The sequence below is a fragment of the Marinobacter sp. ST-43 genome, assembly GCF_030541085.1.
Classification (GTDB): Bacteria; Pseudomonadota; Gammaproteobacteria; order Pseudomonadales; family Oleiphilaceae; genus Marinobacter; species Marinobacter nauticus.
Genome location: NZ_JASSVO010000011.1, coordinates 38,537 through 59,086, shown reverse-complemented (window position 1 = coordinate 59,086; position 20,550 = coordinate 38,537). Strand labels below are relative to the sequence as shown.

The following is a 20,550-nucleotide window of genomic DNA, read 5'->3' as shown; positions in this document are numbered from 1 at the left end:
TGAGTCTCCTTGTGCGCTCAAAAGCTGTGATCGGTCTTCAGTCTCTGGCCAGACGTCGCTCGATGGCGTCCATCAGCATGCCGGCAATGTCGATGCCAAACGCCGCATCCAGCTCACGAATGCAGGTGGGGCTGGTGACGTTGATTTCCGTGAGATAGTCACCAATGACATCAAGCCCCACGAACATCAGACCCTTTTCCTTGATCACCGGCGCTACCCGGGCACAGATCTGACGGTCACGCTCGGTCAGCTCCCGGCCCTCACCACGACCTCCGGCGGCCAGGTTGCCGCGATTCTCACCGTGTGACGGAATGCGTGCAAGGGCATAGGGTACCGGCTCGCCCTCAATCAGCAGAATACGCTTGTCACCTTCGGTGATTTCGGGGATGAATTTCTGGGCCATGGCCTGATGGCTGCCGTAATTGGTGAGGGTTTCGATGATGACCCCGAGATTGGCATCGTTTTCCTTGACCCGGAATATCGAGCGGCCACCCATGCCGTCCACTGGTTTCATGATGATGTCACCATGTTCGGCATAGAATTCCCGGAAACGCTGGGCAGAGCGGGTCACGATCAGCGGCGGTGTCAGGTCTTCAAACTGGGTGGCAAACAGTTTTTCGTTGCAGTCCCGCAGAGTGGCCGCCGGATTGACCACCAGAGCGCCCTGCTGCTCCGCCGATTCCAGTATATAGGTGGCCATCAGGAATTCCCGGTCCACCGGTGGGTCCTGCCGCATCAGAATCACGTCCAGATCACCGAGCGCACGATCCTGACTGGCGCCGAAGCTGTACCAGTTGTCCGGATCCATGTGCACAGTCAGCCCACGGGTGTGAGCCCGGGCCTGGCCGCCCGCAAGATAGAGATCCGGCAGTTCCATGTACTCGATTTCCCAGCCACGTTTCTGGGCGGCATGCAGCATGGCCAGAGAACTGTCTTTCTTGAAGTGAATATCCTGAATGGGATCCATCACGATCCCCAGCCGGATTGTCATAGCGTCTCCTGGAACTGTCGGTAAGAAAACACGAACCGGTCAGCAGAGCGAACCGGTTATTAAGTGCTATGCTGAGAGGTCAAATGGTATTGTACCCGAGCCGCGAATGCATCCGGAGAAATCCGCAGATAAATCCGTGATGGCAGCGGCAGAAGTACATTTGGTCACAAACTAATACTTTTTATCCAGCCATGGATACTCTATAAATGAGCGGGGTTTATAGAACAACCTTAACGTTTGTGTTAAAACCCCCGTTCGAAAATAACGACAGTCGCTAGAGCGCAAGGCAGTTGGACAATGGATGACAACTTCGAGAACCTGAAGATCATGGTGATTGACGACAGCAAGACCATTCGTCGCACCGCGGAAACCCTTCTTAAAAAGGTTGGCTGTGAGGTTATCACTGCCACAGACGGCTTTGACGCTCTGGCCAAGATTGCCGACTCCCAGCCGGACATCATTTTTGTCGATATCATGATGCCCCGCCTGGACGGCTACCAGACCTGCGCACTGATCAAGAACAATTCCTCTTTTAAAAAGACGCCGGTTATCATGCTTTCGAGCAAGGACGGCCTGTTCGACAAGGCAAAAGGCCGAATCGTAGGCTCGGACCAGTATCTGACCAAACCGTTCAGCAAGGATGAGCTGCTTAACACCATCCGCCAATACATGCCTCAGGCGGAACAGTAACCCCTGCTGACACACAGAACCATCGAGGAAACCATGGCCCGCATTCTGATTGTTGACGACTCGCCAACTGAAGTTAAGAAGATTTCCACCATTCTGGAAAAACACAAGCACGAAGTGCTGACCGCAGATAATGGCGCCGATGGTGTGGCCAAGGCCCGCGCGGAAACTCCGGATCTGGTGCTGATGGATGTTGTCATGCCCGGCCTGAACGGCTTTCAGGCGACCCGCCAGCTGACCCGTGCGCCGGAAACCGCTTCCATCCCGGTTGTGATCGTAACCACCAAGGATCAGGAAACTGACCGGGTGTGGGGAACCCGCCAGGGTGCCAAGGGTTATCTGGTCAAGCCAGTTAACGAAGACGACCTGATCAAAACAATCAACAGCCTGATTGCCTGATCCCCAACCTTGGAGTACGCATGTCCGCCCAGGCCGCCCCTTTTGCCGTTCTGACGGATATCGCCCAGCGCAGCCGGTCCATGGCCGCCGGTCTGCCGGAACAACAGGAAGCCGTTGAACTCTGGAACGGCATCGGTTTTATTCTCTCGGGCGAGCGCTATGTTGCCCCCATGGGCGAAGTTACCGAAATCCTGCATGTACCCCGGTTCACCCATGTTCCGGGGGTTCGGTCGTTCCTGATGGGAGCGGCCAATGTTCGCGGCCGCCTGTTACCCCTGGTCGATCTCGCCACCTTTTTCGATGTGCCCCGCTCTTCCCGCAGCCTGCGTGAACGGCGGGTTCTGGTGGTTGAGCAGGGCGACGTATTCAGTGGCCTGGTCGTCGACAGCGTACTGGGCATGCAGTACTTCGCCAAAGACAGTTTCAGGGCCACCCCCGACGGGGTGCCCGACAGCGTTCGTCCGTTTGTGAGCGGCGGTTACGAGCGTAATGAGGAGGTCTGGAAAGTGTTCTCAGCCACCGATCTGGTGGAAGACGAACGCTTTCTTGATGTTGCACAGTGGTAAGGGTGATGGTACTGGCAGGAACATCACCCTGACCGTCTGAAACCCGCTACACATACTTGCCATTTCCAGAAGAAAGAGGCCGGGAGCCAGAAAATGAAAAACAGAGCCGGAAGACTCAGTATGGGACAGGGAGGCAACAAACTGGTTGCCGGCCTGATCGCAGCGCTGATTGCACTTACCGTCCTGCTCGTTGTGGTACTGTTCATCATTAACCAGGACAGTCAGCACGACCAGCAGTACATCGCCAACACCGCGGAAATGCGGGTACTCTCCCAGGAGATCGCGAAGAACGCGACCGAGGCCGCCGGTGGTACCGCCGAAGCCTTCGACCAACTCCGTCGTTCGCGGGATGAGTTCCAGCAGCTCTGGACCAACGTGACCGAGGGCAACCCGGAAACCGGCCTCCCACCCAGTGAACTGGCCCAGCAAAGTGGCGTACAGGAACACTGGAACACCGTTCGTGAAAACGCCGACAGCATCCTCTCCACCCGTGATGCAGTACTCGGCCTGCACGAAGTAGCCCGGACCCTGAACGAAACCATTCCCCAGCTGCAGGTGGAATACGACGACATCGTTCAGATTCTGCTGGATAACGGTGCCCCTGCCGAACAGATCTCTCTGGCCCAGCGTCAGTCGCTGCTGGCAGAGCGTATTGTCCGCTCCGTTAACAACGTACTGTCCGGTGACGAAGACGCCGTTATCGCGGCCGACCGTTTCGGCCGGGACGCCAGCCTGTTTGGCCGGGTACTCGACGGCCAGCTCAACGGCAACCCCGCCATGGGCATCTCCCGCGTAGCGGACGAAGACGCCATCTATGGCCTGGAAGCGGTTGACGAGCTGTTCCAGTTCGTTTCCCAGAACGTAGACGCGATCCTTGAGGCCTCTCCCGACCTCTTCAAGGTTCGTACCGCCGCAAGTGACATCTTCCAGAACTCCGAGAGCCTGCTGGCCGAACTGTCGACTCTGGCCGACAACTTCGCCACCCAGTCCAGCTCCCGTCTGATCAGCCCGACCCTGGCCTTCGCCATCCTGGCCGCCATGGTTGCGATTGTTGTCTTTATCGGTCTTGCCCTGTACCGCGACGCCCAGGAGCGTCTGGCCACCACCCAGGAGCAGAACGAACAGAACCAGAACGCGATCCTGCGACTGCTGGACGAACTGGCCGACCTGGCCGATGGTGACCTGACTACAGAGGCCACGGTAACCGAGGACTTCACCGGTGCCATCGCCGACTCCATCAACTACGCGATCGACCAGATGCGCGGACTGGTACAGGCGATTCGTGGTACTGCAGTACGGGTAGCTTCCGCCGCCCAGGAAACACAGGCCACGGCCATGCACCTGGCCGATGCATCCGAGCACCAGGCCCAGGAAATTGCCGGCGCCTCCGCTGCGGTTAACGAGATGGCCGTGTCTATCGACCAGGTATCCTCGAACGCCGCCGAATCCTCCGCGGTTGCGGAGCGGTCGGTTGCGATCGCGAAGAAAGGCGCGGAAGTGGTACAGAACACCATCCGCGGCATGGACAACATCCGTGAACAGATCCAGGAAACCTCCAAGCGGATCAAGCGTCTGGGTGAATCTTCCCAGGAAATCGGTGACATCGTATCCCTGATCAACGACATCGCCGACCAGACCAACATCCTGTCCCTGAACGCGGCAATCCAGGCCTCCATGGCCGGTGACGCAGGCCGGGGCTTCGCGGTGGTTGCGGACGAAGTTCAGCGCCTGGCGGAACGTTCTTCTGCAGCAACCAAGCAGATTGAGGCACTGGTTAAAACGATCCAGTCAGATACCAACGAAGCGGTTATCTCCATGGAACACACCACCGCCGAGGTGGTCCGTGGTGCCCGACTGGCCCAGGACGCGGGTATCGCCCTCGAGGAAATCGAGAACGTATCCATGTCCCTGGCGGAGTTGATCCAGAACATCTCCAACGCCGCCCGTCAGCAGTCGTCCTCTGCGGCGCACATTTCCAACACCATGAACGTTATCCAGGAAATCACCTCCCAGACTTCCTCCGGTACCAACGCTACCGCGAAGTCTATCGGTAACCTGGCAGAAATGGCCTCCGAGCTGCGGTCCTCCGTTGCCGGCTTCACCCTGCCGGATGAGGAAATGGCCAATCAGGAAGAAGAGGAAAACAGCGACGTACCGGTGGTCAGCTGATCACCGGCCCGGGGCAGATGACGGTCTATGGCGCATACGCATAACCAACTGTCACCCGCCGAAGGCATCTGGTCACTGCGCCGTCTTCCGGATATGGATGACGCGCAGTTCAGCCAGTGGCAGACCTTGCTGGAGCACCGCACCGGCATAACCCTGACCACCGAACGGCGCTCGTTTCTGGAAACCAATCTTGGCATCCGGATGCGCGAAATCGGTTGCAGCAGCTACCAGGCCTATTACGAGAAAATCGTATCCGGCCCGGATGCTGTCAGGGAGTGGGCCACACTGGTAGACCGGCTCACTGTTCAGGAAACCCGGTTTTTCCGGGACCCGGACGCCTTCCGGCTGGTGGCGGATTATGTGCTTACCCGTCCCCGTGAACAGTTCAGGAAGCGGGCCCTGGAGGCCTGGAGTGTTGGCTGCTCCACCGGCGAGGAGCCTTACACGCTCGCGATGATCCTGAACGAGGGCATGGCTCAGTTGGGCGTGCAACCGCTCTTCGGCGTAACCGGCTCGGACATCAGTCAGCCGGCCATCGAAAAAGCGCGCCAGGGCCGGTTTAATGCCCGCAAGTTGCTGGGAATGGAAGAAGACCTGAAAGCCAGGTATTTCCGGCCCTCGGAGCGGAATACCGTAGAAATTGTGAACAACATCCGTGACCGGGTGTGCTTTACCAGACTCAATGTTCTGGATCTGGATAAAGCCCCCATGCACGGGATGAACATTATCTTCTGCCAGAACCTGCTGATCTACTTCCGTCGCTGGCGCCGACGGGAGATCGTCAAACGGCTCGCAGAGCGTCTGGCACCGGGGGGGTTACTGGTGCTTGGCCAGGGTGAACTGACCGACTGGCAGCCACCGGGCCTGCAGAGGGTTCCCTCGGAACATGTACTGGCGTGGATCAAGCGCCAGTCCGACGAAGAATAACCGGAGTGGTTATGGGCAATCACCATGACAGCATCGCCCTCGACTGGGTTCGGGGAGAGATACAGGACACGCTGACCCAGGGCCAGCATGCACTTGAAGCGTATGTCGAGAATCGCGACGACACTGCGCGCCTGCGCTTCTGCCTGAATTACCTCCACCAGGTACACGGTACCCTGCAAATGGTGGAACTCTACGGTGCGGCACTGCTCACCGAAGAGATGGAAAAACTGACCCAGGCCATTCTCAACGAAACCGTGACCAGCGTTGACGATGCCGTCAACGTGCTGATGCAGGCCATCCTGCAGCTGCCACAGTATCTGGAACACATTGGCAGCAGCAGTGATGACTTTCCCATGGTTCTGCTGCCGCTGCTCAACGATCTCCGGGCCGCCCGGGGCGAATCCCTGTTGTCCGACACCTCCCTGTTCAAGCCGGATCTCTCTGCCTCACAGATGAAGGTCAGCGGCAAGGTGTCTGAACGCCTGCACGATCCCAAAGTCCTGGGCCACCTGCGCAAGCTGCGCCAGATGTACCAGTTTGCCCTGGCCGGCGTGGTTCGCGAGGCCGATCTGGACGCCCATTTCGATTACATGCAGAAGGTAATCCAGCGACTGGTGCGCCTGTGCCAGAAAACGCCCCGGGGCGAACTCTGGAAAGCCGCCAGCGCCTTTGTCGACACTCTGCAAGCCCGGGTCAACCCGGTGAACACCGCCGTCAAATCCCTGCTCAGGGAACTGGATTCCGAGATCCGCCGGCTCACCGACGAACATGCGGACATCCTTCAGCAGCCGGTTCCGGAAGCGCTGTTCAAACACCTGTTGTATTACGTCGCCCGCGCCCGGGATCTGGATCGCCCCCAGGTTCAGGCACTGCGTCAGGCCTATCAGCTGGATAGCGCCCTGCCCTCGGAAGACGACGTGGATGCGGCCCGCAACCGGGTATCCGGTCCAGGCCGGGACGCCATCCACTCCGTGGTCAGTGCCCTCAACGAAGAACTGGCTCGACTGAAAGATCAGCTCGACCTGTTTGTGCGGGCCGAATTTCGTCAGAACAGCGAACTGGACGAGTTACTGCCCGGCCTGCGTCAGGTTGCCAACACCCTGGCCGTTCTTGGTCTTGGCATTCCCCGGAAGGTCGTCACCGAACAGATTGAACTGGTAGAAAAACTCTGCCAGCAGGCCGAAGTGGTCGACGATGGCACCCTGATGGACATTGCCGGTGCCCTGCTTTACGTGGAGGCCAGTCTGGCTGGCCTCGACAGCGAGCGACGCCCGGAGCAGTCGTCCGGCTCGGCCGAGGAAGCCTCCGCCATCAACATGGGCTCCCGTGAACTCGGAGAGGCCAGCGAAGCGCTGATCCGCGAATCCCGTAATACCCTGGAGCAGGTTAAATCCGCCATCGTCAATTTCATTGCCTCCCAGTGGGATGCCCGTGAAATCGAACACGTACCCGGACTCCTGCACAGTATCCGTGGCGGTCTGAGCCTGGTGCCACTGGATCGCGTTGCCGATATGCTCGCCTCAGCCGAGCGTTATGTCACCGACGTATTGCTCAGCAACAAACAGGTTCCGGACTGGAAACAGCTCGACACCCTGGCCGATGCCGTTACCAGTATCGAGTATTACCTGGAGAGACTGGCAGATGGCATCAGCGATAACGACGCTATCCTGCGCGTGGCCGAAGACAGCCTCGCCAGTCTCGGCTTCCCGGTCGGACAGGAGCCCACCTGGAGCCTGACGGAAGAAACCGAAGAGGCCCCGGCTGAAGTACCCGTGGCTGAAGAACCTGAGGCCAGCGCCGAAGAGACCACCGCACCAGAGGCCAAAACCTCTGATGCCGAGCTGCTGGATGATGAAATCCTCGGCATTTTTGTTGAGGAAGCGGAAGAAGTTCTGCAGACCATCCACGAGTTCTATCCGAGGTTGCGCCAGGATCACGACGATCGCGAAGCTCTGACTGAAGTTCGCCGGGCTTTCCATACCCTCAAAGGCAGTGGCCGCCTGGTCGGCGCCACCAGCATTGGGGAACTGGCGTGGTCGGTGGAAAATCTGCTCAATCGGGTCATCGACCAGACCATCAAACCGACCGATGACATGTTCACCCTGATGGACCAGGTCAACGCCCGTATTCCTTCCCTGATTGAGGACTTCCGGAACGGCGAGACCAGGGGCGACGTCAACGAGCTGATTGAACAGGCTGAAGCGCTGGCAACGACCCGACGCGCAGAAACCGGACAGGCGGCCGAAGAGACCACAGGCGAAGCAGAAACTGCAGACGAGGCCGCCGCCGAGCACGAAATCGAAATTCCCGAAACGCCCGCTACCGCGCCAACGAGCGAAGTTGAAGAAGCGGACGACAGTGACGATCTCATTGATGACGAAATCCTCGAGATCTTTATTGAGGAAGCTGGCGAGGTACTCGACACCATTCGCGAATACCTGCCCATGCTGCTACGTCAGCACGATGACCGCAGTGCCCTGGCAGAAGTTCGGCGGGCCTTTCATACCCTGAAAGGCAGTGGCCGGATGGTTGGCGCTACCGTGATCGGGGAGCTGGCGTGGTCGGTCGAGAACATGCTGAACCGGGTGATCGACGGCAGCGTGTTCATGAATGATGATATTGCCCAGCTGCTTCAGGATGTCACCGATTCGGTGCCGGCGCTGGTCACCGATTTTGAGAAACGCCAGGCGCCGAGCCTGAACACATCTGCCATGGAGGCGCGGGCCAATGCCCTGGCCAATGGCGAAATTCCCGATGCCACCGCCATGCCGCTGGTGGACACCGACACAGAGTCTGCAGAGGAAACAACGGCCGGTACCGTCACTCCGGAAGACAGCATTGAGTATGATGCCCTGCCCGGAGAAGACGAAGTGGATCCGGTGCTGCTGGATATCTTCGAGAACGAAACCGAAACCCATCTGCAGACCATCAAGGAATACCTGGAGGCTGCGGGCGACAAAGCCACCGCCGCCTACACGGACGATCTCTCTCGGGCGTTGCATACCCTGAAAGGCAGTGCCAACACCGCCGGTATCGCGCCGATTGCGGAAGTCATTACGCCGCTTGAGCGCTTTATCAAAGAATCCCGGGCTCAGAACAAACGGGCAGACCGCGACGTACTGGCGCTGATCAGTGATGCGGCGGGCTTCCTGACCCAAGGGCTTGCCCAGATTCGGGAGAATCCCCAGGCACCGCTGGCAGGCACCGACGAGTACCTTGAGCGCCTGCACCAGGTGTGTGAGCAGACACTCACCAGCCATGCCCAGGCAGACGACGAACAACCCGCCAGGAAATCGTCGTCACAGCTGGTACAGCTGTTCCTGGGTGAAGGCCTGGATATCGTTCTGGATGCCGAAAGCATTCTCGATCGCTGGTCTGAAAACCCGCAGCAGGACGAGGCACTGGCAACCCTCCGTGCCGAACTGGAGCAACTGACCCAGGGTGCGACAGACGCCAATCTGCCCGATGTTGCCGAACTGACCGCCGCTTTGACCCGCACCTACACCGCGATTTCAGAGCAGGGCCTGCCGCCGGGCGATAATGTATTCCAGACCCTGCGCGCCGGCCATGAGCAGTTGATTAACATGATGGATCAGGTGGCGGCCGGGCTGGCTACTGAACCCAGCCAGGAACTGATTCAGGAACTCGAGGCGCTGGCACAGGCAACCGCAGCCGAGCCCGCAGAACCGGATGAGTTCGAGCAGCAGTTCACCGACGACCTGGAAGAGATCGACCTCAGCCTGGAGATGGATGAACTGGAGCAGGCAACAGAAGAACCTGAGCTGACAGAAACGCCGCCACTGCCGGAAACGTCTGAAGACGATCAGGCCATGGACGACGAGCTGGCAGCAATCTTCCTGGAGGAAGCCCGCGACCTGATTGACAGCACCGCGGAAGCCCTGCACAGCTGGAGCGAGGACACATCAAACCTGGACCTCCTGCGGTTGCTCCAGCGTGACCTGCACACCCTCAAGGGTGGCGCCCGACTGGCCGACATTCCGGCCGTGGGTGATCTGTCCCACGAACTGGAAAACCTGTTTGAAGGACTGACCGAGCAGAAATTCTCGATCAATGACACTCTGTCTGACCTGTTGTTCCGCTGCCATGACCGGCTTGCCGGCATGGTCGAGGCACTTGAAGCCGGTGAGCCGCCGAGGCCCGCGCCGGATCTGATCACCGAGATTCATGCCTACATCGATGGCGCCCGTGGCACTCGCCCGGTAACCGATGTACACACCGACGACTCGGCAGAACCGGAAGACGAAGAGCTGACCCTGCCGGAGCCGGAGCTCGAGGAAAGCACCGAAGAAACTGCAGGTGCAGAGGAGGAAGAGCTCCAGGCCACCGATCTGTCCCATCTGGACCCGGAACTGGTGGGCATTTTCCTGGAAGAAGCCTACGACCTGATCAACTCAACCGGCAGTGCCCTGCATACCTGGAGCGAAGACCCCTCGAACCGGGAGGTTGCTGCCGAACTGCAGCGTGATGTGCATACCCTCAAGGGTGGCGCCCGCATGGCCGGAGTCGAGGCCATCGGCGATCTCACTCACGTGCTTGAGGATCTGTTCGAAAAAGTGGCCGAAGGCCAGCTTGAAGCCAGCGGTCAGATGACCGACTTGCTGTTTGCCTGCCACGACCGCCTGGCCCAGATGGTAGAGCAGGTGGCGACCCAGAAGCCGTGCCCGCCAGCCGAAGAACTGGTGCATCAGGTTCAGGCCATTCTGCGCGGCGAATCCCTGCCTTCGGAGGAACCGCCGCAGTCAGAGCCGGGTGAGCCCGACGTTAGCGAACTGGAAGAACTGGAAATCAGTGAACAGCCGGCGGCGGAATCCGAAGAATCCGCGTCCAGCCTCAACGAGAGCCTGGAGGACGCCACCGACGATGATCTGGTTGGCATCTTCCTGGACGAAGGCCTGGAAATCCACGAGGCCATTACCGAATGCCTCGACCAGTGGCGCGAGGAGCCGGAGGAGCTGGCGGGCATTACCCGCCTGCAACAGGAACTGCACACCCTGAAGGGCGGCGCGCGACTGTCGGATGTCGACCCGATTGCGGATCTGGCCGAAGCCTGGGCCGACGCCCTGGACCAGCTGATTGCCGGCGACCGGGGCCAGTCGGCCATGCTTGGCCTGAGTGACCGCGCCGCGGCCAGCCTGAAATCCATGCTTGATGCGCTGGAAGACAGTCGCAAGCCCGATGCCGACACGGCCCTGATCGACGCGTTGCGCACTACCGCACCAGCGGAGGACACATCCGGAACAGAATCGCCACAGCCAGAAACGGCTGAAGCGGACTCCGTGGATCCGGAAGTGCTCGAAATCTTCCTGGAAGAAGCTGGCGAAATCATGGACCAGCTGGAGCAGCTACTCGATGACTGGCGTCGTGAGCCGGCCAATGAGCACTTCAACCGGGAAGCACAACGGGCATTGCATACCCTCAAAGGCGGCGCCCGTCTGTCCCAGCTCTCCGAGCTTGGCGACAAGGCTCATGCTTTCGAGACCCGCCTGATCGATCTGGGCGGTAACGCGCCAACCGAGGAGCAATGGCAGGCCATCACCGGCGATCACGATGCCATCATCGCGCTGGTGGCGGATATCCGCAAACGCTTTGAATCCGGCGCACCGGCACCTGCCCCGCAGCCGGAGAAAGCACCCGAACCGGTTCGCGAAGAACCCGCGCCGGTGCCAAAGGCCTCCACTGCGGAGCCAGCCCCGACCAAACCGGTTCCGGCACCTGCGAAACCGGAGAAATCCGCGGCCCAGGCGCGCAAGAAAGCCGCCGATGCACAGAGAGCCGCCCAGGAAACCATTCGGGTATCGGCACCGCTGCTGGATGAGCTGGTTAACCTGGCCGGTGAAACCAGTATTACCCGGGGTCGCCTGGAGCAACAGAGCAGTGATTTCAGTTACACCCTGGACGAAATGGCCGCCACCATCGAACGTCTGCGGGAACAGCTGCGGCGCATGGATATCGAAACCGAAGCGCAGATCCTGTTCCGGGCCGAGCAGGAGCACGGGCCGGACTACGGCGACGATTTCGATCCGCTGGAAATGGACCGCTACTCCTCCATCCAGCAGCTGTCACGGGCCCTGAGCGAATCCACTTCGGACCTTGCTGATTTGCGTGAAACCCTGTCCGAGCGGGTTCGGGACACCGAAACCCTGCTGGTTCAGCAATCACGAATCAATACGGAACTCCAGGAAGGTCTGATGAAGACCCGGATGATTCCGTTCTCCTCCATGGTGCCCCGTCTGCGCCGCATCGTGCGCCAGATCAGTGGCGAACTCGGCAAGAAAGTCGATTTCGACGTACGCAATGCTGAAGGGGAAATGGACCGGAACATTCTGGAGCGGATGGTCGCGCCGCTTGAGCACATGCTCCGCAACGCGCTGGACCACGGCATCGAAACGCCGGAAGACCGCACCAAGGCAGGCAAACCGGCCACAGGTGAAGTGGTTCTGTCCCTGACCCGGGAAGGCGGTGATGTGGTGTTGAGGATGATGGACGACGGTAAAGGCATTCCGTCCGACGTTATCCGCGACAAGGCCGTTCGCCAGGGCCTGATGCGCGCCGACGAAGACCTCTCGGAAAGGGAAATCCTGCAGTTCATTCTGCAGCCGGGCTTCTCCACCGCCCAGCAGGTTACCCAGATTTCCGGTCGTGGCGTGGGCATGGACGTGGTTGCCAGCGAAATCAAACAGCTCGGCGGCAGCCTCGACATCGATTCCGCCCTGGGCCGTGGCACCACCTTCACCGTACGCCTGCCGTTCACCGTGTCGGTCAACCGGGCATTGATGGTGTCCACCGGGGAAGATTTCTACGCCATCCCGCTCAACACCATCGAAGGTATTGTCCGGGTCAGCACCTACGAGCTGGAAGAGTACTACAAGCCAGACGCCCCCATGTACGAGTATGCCGGCCAGCAGTATCGCCTGCAGTACCTGGGCAGCCTGCTCAACAGTGACCACCAGCCCAAGCTTCAGGGCCAGGCTCTGCCACTGCCGGTCATTCTGGTGCGCGGCGCGGAGCAGCCCATGGCTCTGCAGGTGGACCAGCTGATGGGTAGCCGGGAAATCGTGGTTAAATCCCTCGGGCCGCAGTTCAGTTCCGTCCGGGGCGTTTCCGGTGCCACCATTCTCGGTGACGGCAACGTGGTTGTAATCCTCGACTTGCCGGCGATGATCCGCTCCGACATCCTGTCCGAACGCCAGCGCCTGGCGAATCTGGAAAAGGCACGGGACAGCGCCCGCTACGAGGAAAAAGCCACGACGGTTATGGTGGTGGACGACTCCGTTACGGTGCGCAAGGTGACCTCCCGTCTGCTGGAGCGCAATGGCATGGAAGTGGTGACCGCCAAAGATGGTCTCGACGCCGTTGCCCAGCTTCAGGACCACCGGCCGGACATCATCCTGCTCGATATCGAAATGCCCCGTATGGATGGTTTCGAAGTGGCCAGCTTTGTGCGCCACGACGACAACCTGAAAGATACGCCGATCTGCATGATCACCTCGCGGACGGGCGAGAAGCACCGGGAACGTGCTCTGGCCATCGGGGTCAACGAGTACCTTGGCAAGCCGTTCCAGGAAACCGAGCTGCTTGACACCATCAAGCGGCTGACCGGGAACCGGTGATGGCCGGCCCTCACGGCCGGCCTGGCGTCGGGATTGTGTCCGATGTGGTGCTGCAACGGCATCGGCTGCAGGCGGCGACCGGAAAATTTGGCCTGGACGTCAGCTTCTCGGGAGATCCCGAGCGGCTGATGGACTACCCGGCGTTTCCGGACGCAGCCCTCTGGCTGGTGACCCTGGAAGACGAAGCGGATCATCCGGCACTGTTCGAGCATCTGCTGGAAAATACAGAAGCACCGGTCTTATTTGGCCTGGACCAGGCTCCCAAGCCCGGCACCACGGAATACTTTCGCTGGGAACGCCGGCTGCTCGACAAGCTGGAAAAACAGCTCGGGCATCTGGAGCAGCTGGATACCGCCAACGACATTGAAGAGCTGGCCGAGACCACGCCAGATGCGGTGGACGCGCCTACGCTGCCACACTGGATAACTCCGGCGGCGCCGGGTTCGGTGGCTGAGGACGTCTGGATTCTCGGAGCCTCGCTGGGCGGTCCTGCAGCGGTGAAGACCTTTCTCGATCACCTGCCGCCAAGGCTACCGGTCGGGTTTATCTATGCACAACATATTGATGGCAATTTTACCGAAGTCCTCACCCGGGTTCTGGGCCGGCACGCCCACTATTCGCTGAAGCGGGCCGAGGAGGGCTATCGGGTACGCAATGGCGATGTGGTGCTGATGCCGGTAGAAAGAGAGTGGTGCTTTGATCGCCAGGGCCAGCTGACGGAACAGAATCATCCCTGGCCGGGCCCTTATGGCCCATCGATAGATCAGGTGTTGCTGAACGTGGCGGATCACTATGGCAAACACTGCCATGCCATCCTGTTTTCCGGCATGGGCAACGACGGCGCTATCGCTGCACCCATGCTGAAGGCCTATGGCAGCCGCATCTGGGTTCAGGAAAGCACCAGTTGTGGTAACAGCTCCATGCCCGATTCGGTGGCCGCCACCGGCTGCGCCAGTTTCTGTGGCACTCCGGAGCAACTGGCCAGGGAACTGGTAAAAGTCATTGAGAACAACTGCCTGCTCAAGGGCCGGCAAAAACGGGATTCCGCCTGAGGTAACAAGCAATGAGTGAAAACAGCCAATCCCTGTCCTGCGTCATGATACCGGTCTCGGACCGCCAGCTCCTGCTGCCCAACGTCTCCATTGCCGAGGTGGTGGATTTCACCAGCAACGATGCCGGCGCCAATACACCGGACTGGCTGGCCGGATTCCTGGACTGGCGCGGGCTCACACTGCCGGTCATTTCCTACGATGCCGCCAACGGCAACAAGCTCACCATCCCTGGTGACAACCGTGGCCGCATCATTATCCTCAATACCATCGGCCCGAATCACCAGAGCACCCCGTTCATGGCCCTGGTCACCCAGGGCATTCCCAGCCAGGCGCGCCTGATGGAAGACCAGATCCGACAACTGGACGGCGACCCCGGCCCTGCGGACCTGATGCAGGTGGAAGTAGACGGCGAGCCAGCCTGGATCCCGAATCTGGAATACCTGGAATCCCTGGCCGTCGACGCACATCACTGAGCCTCCGGTCGGCATGGCGTGGCCGCCTGCAAATGTTATAATGTTGCAAATTTTGCAGGATCCACACCATGCCGGAACGCGCACTTCCCTACCGTCCCCATAACCATCAGGCCTGTGTCGCCCAGGCATTATCCGATGCCCATGCCATCTGCCGCGATGAAAACGCCCGCCTGACTCCGATCCGTGAACGGGTGCTGGAGTTGATCTGGCAATCCCACAAGCCGCTGGGCGCCTACGATATTCTGGCCAAACTGTCCTCGGATGGACATAACGCCGCCCCCCCCACGGTCTACCGGGCCCTGGACTTTCTGCTTCAACATGGACTGGTTCACCGGATTGCCTCGCTCAACGCCTTCGTCGGCTGTGCCCATGCCGGTGAACATCATCGCGGTACTTTTCTGATCTGCCGGCAGTGCGGCACGGTCCTGGAACTGGCCATGCCGGAACTCAATCAGGCCATCGAATCCGCGGCGCGCGCGGAAGCCTTCCTTCCTGACGACGTTACCCTGGAAGTGGCTGGCCTCTGCCCCCGCTGTCAGGGGGAGCAAACGAATGACTGACCCTCTGGTCCGGCTAGAACAGGTTACGGTGGCATTTGACGACCGGCCGGTGGTTGATCGGGTCAACCTGACCGTGAGCCGGGGCGATATCGTCACCATCATCGGCCCGAACGGTGCCGGCAAAACCACGTTGATTAAAACCGTTCTGGGGATTCAGCGAGCGACCAGCGGTCAATTATCAGTGGCGCCCGGTCTGGTGATCGGTTACGTACCCCAGCACCTGACTCTGGAGCCCACTCTGCCACTGAGTGTCCGGCGCTTCATGCTGCTCAGCAGGCGTGCACTGGCAGACTGCACGGCCGCGCTGGAACGGACCGGGGTCGCGCACCTGCTGGATGCGTCCGTCCACCACCTGTCCGGCGGCGAAAAACAACGACTGCTGCTGGCCCGGGCACTGGCCCGGAAACCCGATCTGCTGGTGCTGGACGAACCCGCCCAGGGGGTCGATATCAATGGCCAGGCCACACTCTACGATCTGATTCGCCAGCTTCGGGATGAGCTGCACTGCGGTATCATCATGATCTCCCATGATCTGCATCTGGTGATGGCGGCCACAGACCGGGTTATCTGCCTTAATCAGCACGTATGTTGCAGCGGATATCCGGAGGATATTTCCCAGGACCCGGCTTTTGTGGAAACCTTCGGTCATCAGGTTGCCGAGTCACTGGCGGTCTATCACCACCATCACAACCATCGCCACAACCTCCATGGTGATGTGGTCTCTTCCGCGGACGCCCACGAAGGTTGCAGCCATGACCATCATTGATGCGGTACTGGGCGACTTCTTCTGGCGGGCGCTGCTCGGCGGCCTGGGCGTGGCTTTGGTGGCCGGTCCCCTTGGCTGCTTCGTAGTCTGGCGTCGCATGGCCTATTTTGGAGATACGCTGGCCCATTCGGCCCTGCTGGGCATCGCGCTTAGTTTTCTGATCAGCGTGCCTTTGAATCTGGGTGTAGTGATCACCTGTGTGCTCATTGCGCTGGCCCTGGTGCTGCTATCCCGGACCCGCACCCTGGCTACCGATACCCTGCTCGGCATCCTGGCGCACAGCGCGCTGGCCATTGGCCTGGTCACCCTGAGCTTCATGCCGGATGTCAGGGTGGACCTGACCGGCCTGCTGTTTGGCGATCTGCTGGCCATGACCCGACAGGATCTGGTCTGGATCTACGGTGGCGCCGCCTTTGTCCTGTCTTTGCTGGCGCTGCTCTGGCGCGGCCTGCTGATGAGCACCATTCATGAGGAACTGGCACGGGTAGAAGGGATTCCGGTGGAACGCCTGCGGCTGGCGTTGATGCTGATGTTTTCGCTGGTGATTGCGGTGGCCATGAAGATTGTCGGCGTCCTGCTGATTACCGCCCTGCTGATTATTCCGGCCGCAACCGCACGCCGACTGGCCCACAATCCCGAACACATGACCGCCCTGGCAGTGGTCTTCGGGGTGGTGGCGGTGTCCGGCGGACTGACCCTGTCCTGGTACCTGGACACGCCGGCCGGACCATCGGTGGTGGTCACTGCATTTCTGGTGTTCCTGATGGTGTATGCAGGTGCCCGCCAGAGCCGGCACTGACCGTCCGCGCCACCAGTCAGCACAGGGCGGCGCCCGAATTGCCGGGCCGGTATTGCTGGTCTAAAGTTAGGCGGTATCCGAGCAGCAAAGGCCTCGCGGGAGCACACCAGCATGGACAGCGACCTTCGTAACACACCCGGCACCCGATTCCGGCTCTGGCCGGGTCTCTGGATTCCCGGGGTTATCCTGGGTATCGGCATACTGGTGTCAGTGGCACTGGCCAACACCCTGGCGCGAACTATCGCTGACCTTGGCCTTGAGGCCTACCATGCCAGGCATCAGGCTCTGGTTGCGACGATCGCAGCCCGTCTACAACACACGCCGGGGCAGCAATTGTCTGCATCGCTGACCTCAGCTTTGGCGACAGATCTGCCCGAGGGCCTGCAGCTTCGAATCGATACGCTCGCCAGACACACCAAACAGGCTGTGCTGGAGCTCGGCAACGTAGACGAGCCCCGGGATTCCGAGGCCCTGCGGACCGAGCTGACACTGCCCGGCAGGCACTGGATGGTCACCACGACGCCCAGCGCAGGGTGGATAGACCGGGCCTCGAACCAGGCGCGCTGGCAGCTTCTTACTGCAGGTGCCGGTATCTCGGTACTCGCAGCCTTACTGATGCTGGTCGCCTGCCGTCGACTGGCCATCCGCAATGCCAGAATCCGGCAGCAACAGGCACAACTCGATCGCGATCAACAACAGATTACCAATCTGCAGGTGGAGAAGTCTGTGCTCCGGCATGCGCTGAACGACAGCGAAGCAAGAAGCCGGGATCTGGTCCGGCTGGGCGGAGCGGTAATCGCCGAACTGGATCACCAGGGGCGCATCGGATTTGTGTCCGCCCAGATTGCCGACGTGCTCGGTCGCGCGCCCTCCGACCTGACCGATCAGCCGTTTGAACAACTGGTATCCGAACAAGACCGCAGCCGGTTCCGGGAAAGCCTGGACAGCGCCCGCAGCGAGGAAGACCTGACCCGAACCGACCTGGTACTGATCGGGGCCGAGGATACCCGGCCAGTGCGGGTCTGTCTGCGCCTGAAACCCATCAAGGATCCCGTCCACGGCATTACCGGCTTTCGGCTCAGTGCTACCCCGGACTAGGGCCCGCATAGACGGCCAGCGCGATCTACCAGCGACTCACAAGGGCTGAATCCGGTCCAGCAGCCGCCCATTCTCAACCAGCTCAAGAAACTCATCACCCAACCTGTCACTCTCCGAGATCGCTCGACGCCAGGCTCGCTCGCGACCGGCATCATCGCCGACGTACTTCTCGAAGTCCTTTCGATCCGGCAGTTTGCGATCCGGCAGGGTTGCCAGGTAATCCGGTGACGGCGATACCAGCACGACATCCTGCAGTCGACTGGCATCGCCCCGACGCCATGGCAAGGTTTTATCGAACCAGCCGGGAACCACACGATCCGTAAAATGCGGATAGAGGACAATGCCAGGCTGCTGGTAAGGCAGGTCAAGGTGATAATCGAGCAGTCCGCCATCCCGGTATACACCCTCTGGCGCGCCCGGAATATTGCGGACTCCAGACATCACCAGGGGAATGGAAGCGGACGCCAGCAGGGCCGGCAACAGGTTATCCCGGCTCAGGGGCACTTCATGACTGGGGAAATCCACCAGGCTTGAGACCGGCGCGCGGCTCCGGGCATCGTGCACAATGCCACGTTCCATAAAACGACCCAGGTGCCGGCGGCTGACCATGTTGGCGCTGATAGCCCGCATCAACCCGAGGCTCAGCCTGCCACGGGTATCGTGTTGCAACAGGCCAAGACTGCGCACTACTACAATGCTCAACCGGTACCAGGGATGGCTGAGCAGAAAGTCTTCCCGGCCCCCCAGCAGCTCCTCCAGAAACAGTATGCTTTTGCGGGAGATTTCCGCAGCGCTGACGCCTTTGGCAAATCGCTGACTGGTGTACAGCTCGGCCAGGCGGGCCAACTGGGCCTTGGGATCATCTGAAGAGGCAATGGCGGCAAACCGCCAGCTGCCGATGGAAGATCCGATCAGAGCCCTTTCCTGGGGAGCCTGCGGCAACCAGTCACCAAAAATGGCCTTGTCCAGGCCACTGATTCCCAGCGCCTTCGGGCCACCGGCTGCCCCCGGAATCACGTGGACATCTTCCGGCCCCAGCGGTTTCTGTTGCAAGCGCTGCAAAGCCCGGCGACCTGCTCGGATGGTCAGTGCCGGCTTCCGACTGTGAATGGCAGTCATTCCTTTCTCCCCTGAAATGTCCGGCGAGTGTATCCGACCGACCGGAGGTGGCCAACTGAACAGAATTCATGACGGCCATGTATATTCTGAATAACAGATGTCTCCAGAATAGTTTTTGCAAATACCATCGATCCGTGGTTTTTGCTTTCGCTCATCAAACTCCATGCTAGACTTGAGCCATCGATTACAAACGGAAACATGCCGGTTATGAACAGCGGGAGTAGGCTGTGAATCTAATTGCCTCGCCAAATACCCTGGCAACCAACCCGACCCTGGCTGTTCTCGGGTTCAAGCGGCAACTGGTCTATCATCTGCACATCTGGGCGTTTATTGCGGTCGCTCCCCTGGTCATGGTGCAGTGGCAGCATGGCAACGTTCTGCTGTCATCCCTGCTGATTCTGTTCTGCGTGAACGCTGCCCTGGTGATCGCGTTCCTGCGTTTTCGCAGTACCTATTTTTTCAAGGGCCGGCTGTTCCCCATACTGGCCGTGGTATGCGCAGCCTATTCCACCCTCATCAATGGTCATGCCGGGCTCTACTGGGCCTATCCCGCCGCCATTGCCCTGTTTTTCCTGCTGCCCCTGCGTGAAGCCATTTTCTGCAATATCGTGTTTGTGTCGGTCATGGCGGTAGTGTCCTTCTTCAAATTTCCCGAAGCCGACTTCTGGCGTATCACTTTTTCCCTCGGTCTCAGCTGCCTTTTTGCCATGATCTTTGCCTGGCTGGTGGGGCGCCTGCAGGCCGAGCTTACCCGCCTGGCGACAACCGATCCACTGACCGGCTGCCTGAATCGCTCCCAACTGGCGGATATCCTGAACAGCCAGATTCAGATGCGGGAACGCTATGAACGGGTGTCCAGCCTGGTACTGATTGATCTGGATTATTTCAAGACCATCAATGACCGCTGGGGCCACCTGGCCGGTGACAAGGTGCTCAAGGAAATGGCGCTGCGGGTACGCAAGCGGTTGCGGGAAAGCGATCAGTTGTTCCGTATCGGCGGCGAAGAATTCATGGTAGTACTCCCGGAAACCCGCCAGAAAGACGCCGACACCCTGGCGCACCAGTTGCTGACCAGCATCAGCGCCCGGCCGTTTCTGGATGACATCCGGGTTACCGCGAGTGCCAGCGTGGCGGAAGTCACCCAGGGCGAGACCTGGTCCGTATGGCTCAACCGGGCAGACCAGGCTCTGTACGAAGCGAAATCCCGTGGCCGGAATCAGGTGGTGAACGCTCCCAGGCTCGCGAGCCAGGAGGACATCCTGGATCCGGCACCACTGGCAGACCCGGCCACCGGCGGCACCACACCGGCCTGA

General features: G+C 60.1%; 15 protein-coding genes. 13 read left to right on the top strand and 2 right to left on the bottom strand.

Annotated elements, in window-relative coordinates:
- Positions 1–37: 37 nt before the first annotated feature.
- Entirely contained in the window at positions 38–991 is a 954-nt protein-coding gene (gene gshB / locus QPL98_RS13525) for a glutathione synthase (RefSeq protein WP_011787169.1), read from the bottom strand.
- Positions 992–1,288: 297 nt separating this feature from the next.
- On the opposite strand from gshB, the gene pilG reads away from it, so the two are divergent.
- From pilG to QPL98_RS13465, 12 genes are all read left to right on the top strand, one after another.
- Positions 1,289–1,681 carry a twitching motility response regulator PilG gene (gene pilG, locus QPL98_RS13520; RefSeq protein ID WP_011787170.1) on the top strand — a complete coding sequence of 131 codons (393 nt, stop codon included), beginning with the start codon at positions 1,289–1,291 and terminating at the stop codon, positions 1,679–1,681.
- Between the two features lie 33 nt (positions 1,682–1,714).
- A complete protein-coding gene (gene pilH / locus QPL98_RS13515; RefSeq protein WP_011787171.1) occupies positions 1,715–2,077 on the top strand; it encodes a twitching motility response regulator PilH in 363 nt (120 codons plus the stop codon).
- 20 nt (positions 2,078–2,097) lie between these two features.
- On the top strand, positions 2,098–2,643 hold the full coding sequence (locus QPL98_RS13510; RefSeq protein WP_011787172.1) for a chemotaxis protein CheW: 546 nt from the start codon (positions 2,098–2,100) through the stop codon (positions 2,641–2,643).
- 93 nt (positions 2,644–2,736) lie between these two features.
- Complete coding sequence (locus QPL98_RS13505; RefSeq protein WP_153739617.1) at positions 2,737–4,812, top strand: methyl-accepting chemotaxis protein; 2,076 nt, start codon at positions 2,737–2,739, stop codon at positions 4,810–4,812.
- A gap of 27 nt (positions 4,813–4,839) precedes the next feature.
- The gene (locus QPL98_RS13500) at positions 4,840–5,739 is read left to right on the top strand and encodes a protein-glutamate O-methyltransferase CheR (protein ID WP_153739618.1); all 900 of its coding nucleotides are present in this window, start codon (positions 4,840–4,842) and stop codon (positions 5,737–5,739) included.
- An 11-nt stretch (positions 5,740–5,750) separates the two neighbouring features.
- Positions 5,751–13,370 carry an Hpt domain-containing protein gene (locus QPL98_RS13495; protein ID WP_303293427.1) on the top strand — a complete coding sequence of 2,540 codons (7,620 nt, stop codon included), beginning with the start codon at positions 5,751–5,753 and terminating at the stop codon, positions 13,368–13,370.
- On the top strand, positions 13,370–14,422 hold the full coding sequence (locus QPL98_RS13490; RefSeq protein ID WP_153739620.1) for a chemotaxis protein CheB: 1,053 nt from the start codon (positions 13,370–13,372) through the stop codon (positions 14,420–14,422). The genes QPL98_RS13495 and QPL98_RS13490 overlap by 1 nt, the downstream gene beginning before the upstream one ends.
- 11 nt (positions 14,423–14,433) lie before the next feature.
- Positions 14,434–14,895: a chemotaxis protein CheW gene (locus QPL98_RS13485; RefSeq protein WP_011787177.1), complete on the top strand. Its 462-nt coding sequence runs from the start codon at positions 14,434–14,436 to the stop codon at positions 14,893–14,895.
- Positions 14,896–14,963: 68 nt separating this feature from the next.
- Positions 14,964–15,455 (top strand): Fur family transcriptional regulator, encoded by a 492-nt coding sequence (locus QPL98_RS13480; RefSeq protein ID WP_011787178.1) that lies wholly within the window; start codon positions 14,964–14,966, stop codon positions 15,453–15,455.
- Entirely contained in the window at positions 15,448–16,221 is a 774-nt protein-coding gene (gene znuC, locus QPL98_RS13475; protein ID WP_273031633.1) for a zinc ABC transporter ATP-binding protein ZnuC, read from the top strand. Before QPL98_RS13480 ends, znuC begins: the two co-directional genes overlap by 8 nt.
- Positions 16,208–17,020 (top strand): zinc ABC transporter permease subunit ZnuB, encoded by an 813-nt coding sequence (gene znuB, locus QPL98_RS13470; protein ID WP_041655189.1) that lies wholly within the window; start codon positions 16,208–16,210, stop codon positions 17,018–17,020. The genes znuC and znuB overlap by 14 nt, the downstream gene beginning before the upstream one ends.
- A gap of 111 nt (positions 17,021–17,131) precedes the next feature.
- Positions 17,132–18,118: a PAS domain-containing protein gene (locus QPL98_RS13465; protein WP_273031635.1), complete on the top strand. Its 987-nt coding sequence runs from the start codon at positions 17,132–17,134 to the stop codon at positions 18,116–18,118.
- Between the two features lie 36 nt (positions 18,119–18,154).
- On the opposite strand, the gene QPL98_RS13460 is transcribed toward QPL98_RS13465, so the two are convergent.
- Positions 18,155–19,237, bottom strand: coding sequence for a patatin-like phospholipase family protein (locus QPL98_RS13460; protein ID WP_273031637.1), 1,083 nt, complete (start codon positions 19,235–19,237; stop codon positions 18,155–18,157).
- Between the two features lie 227 nt (positions 19,238–19,464).
- Between QPL98_RS13460 and QPL98_RS13455 the strand changes: the two genes are divergently transcribed.
- Positions 19,465–20,550 (top strand): GGDEF domain-containing protein, encoded by a 1,086-nt coding sequence (locus QPL98_RS13455; protein ID WP_153739626.1) that lies wholly within the window; start codon positions 19,465–19,467, stop codon positions 20,548–20,550.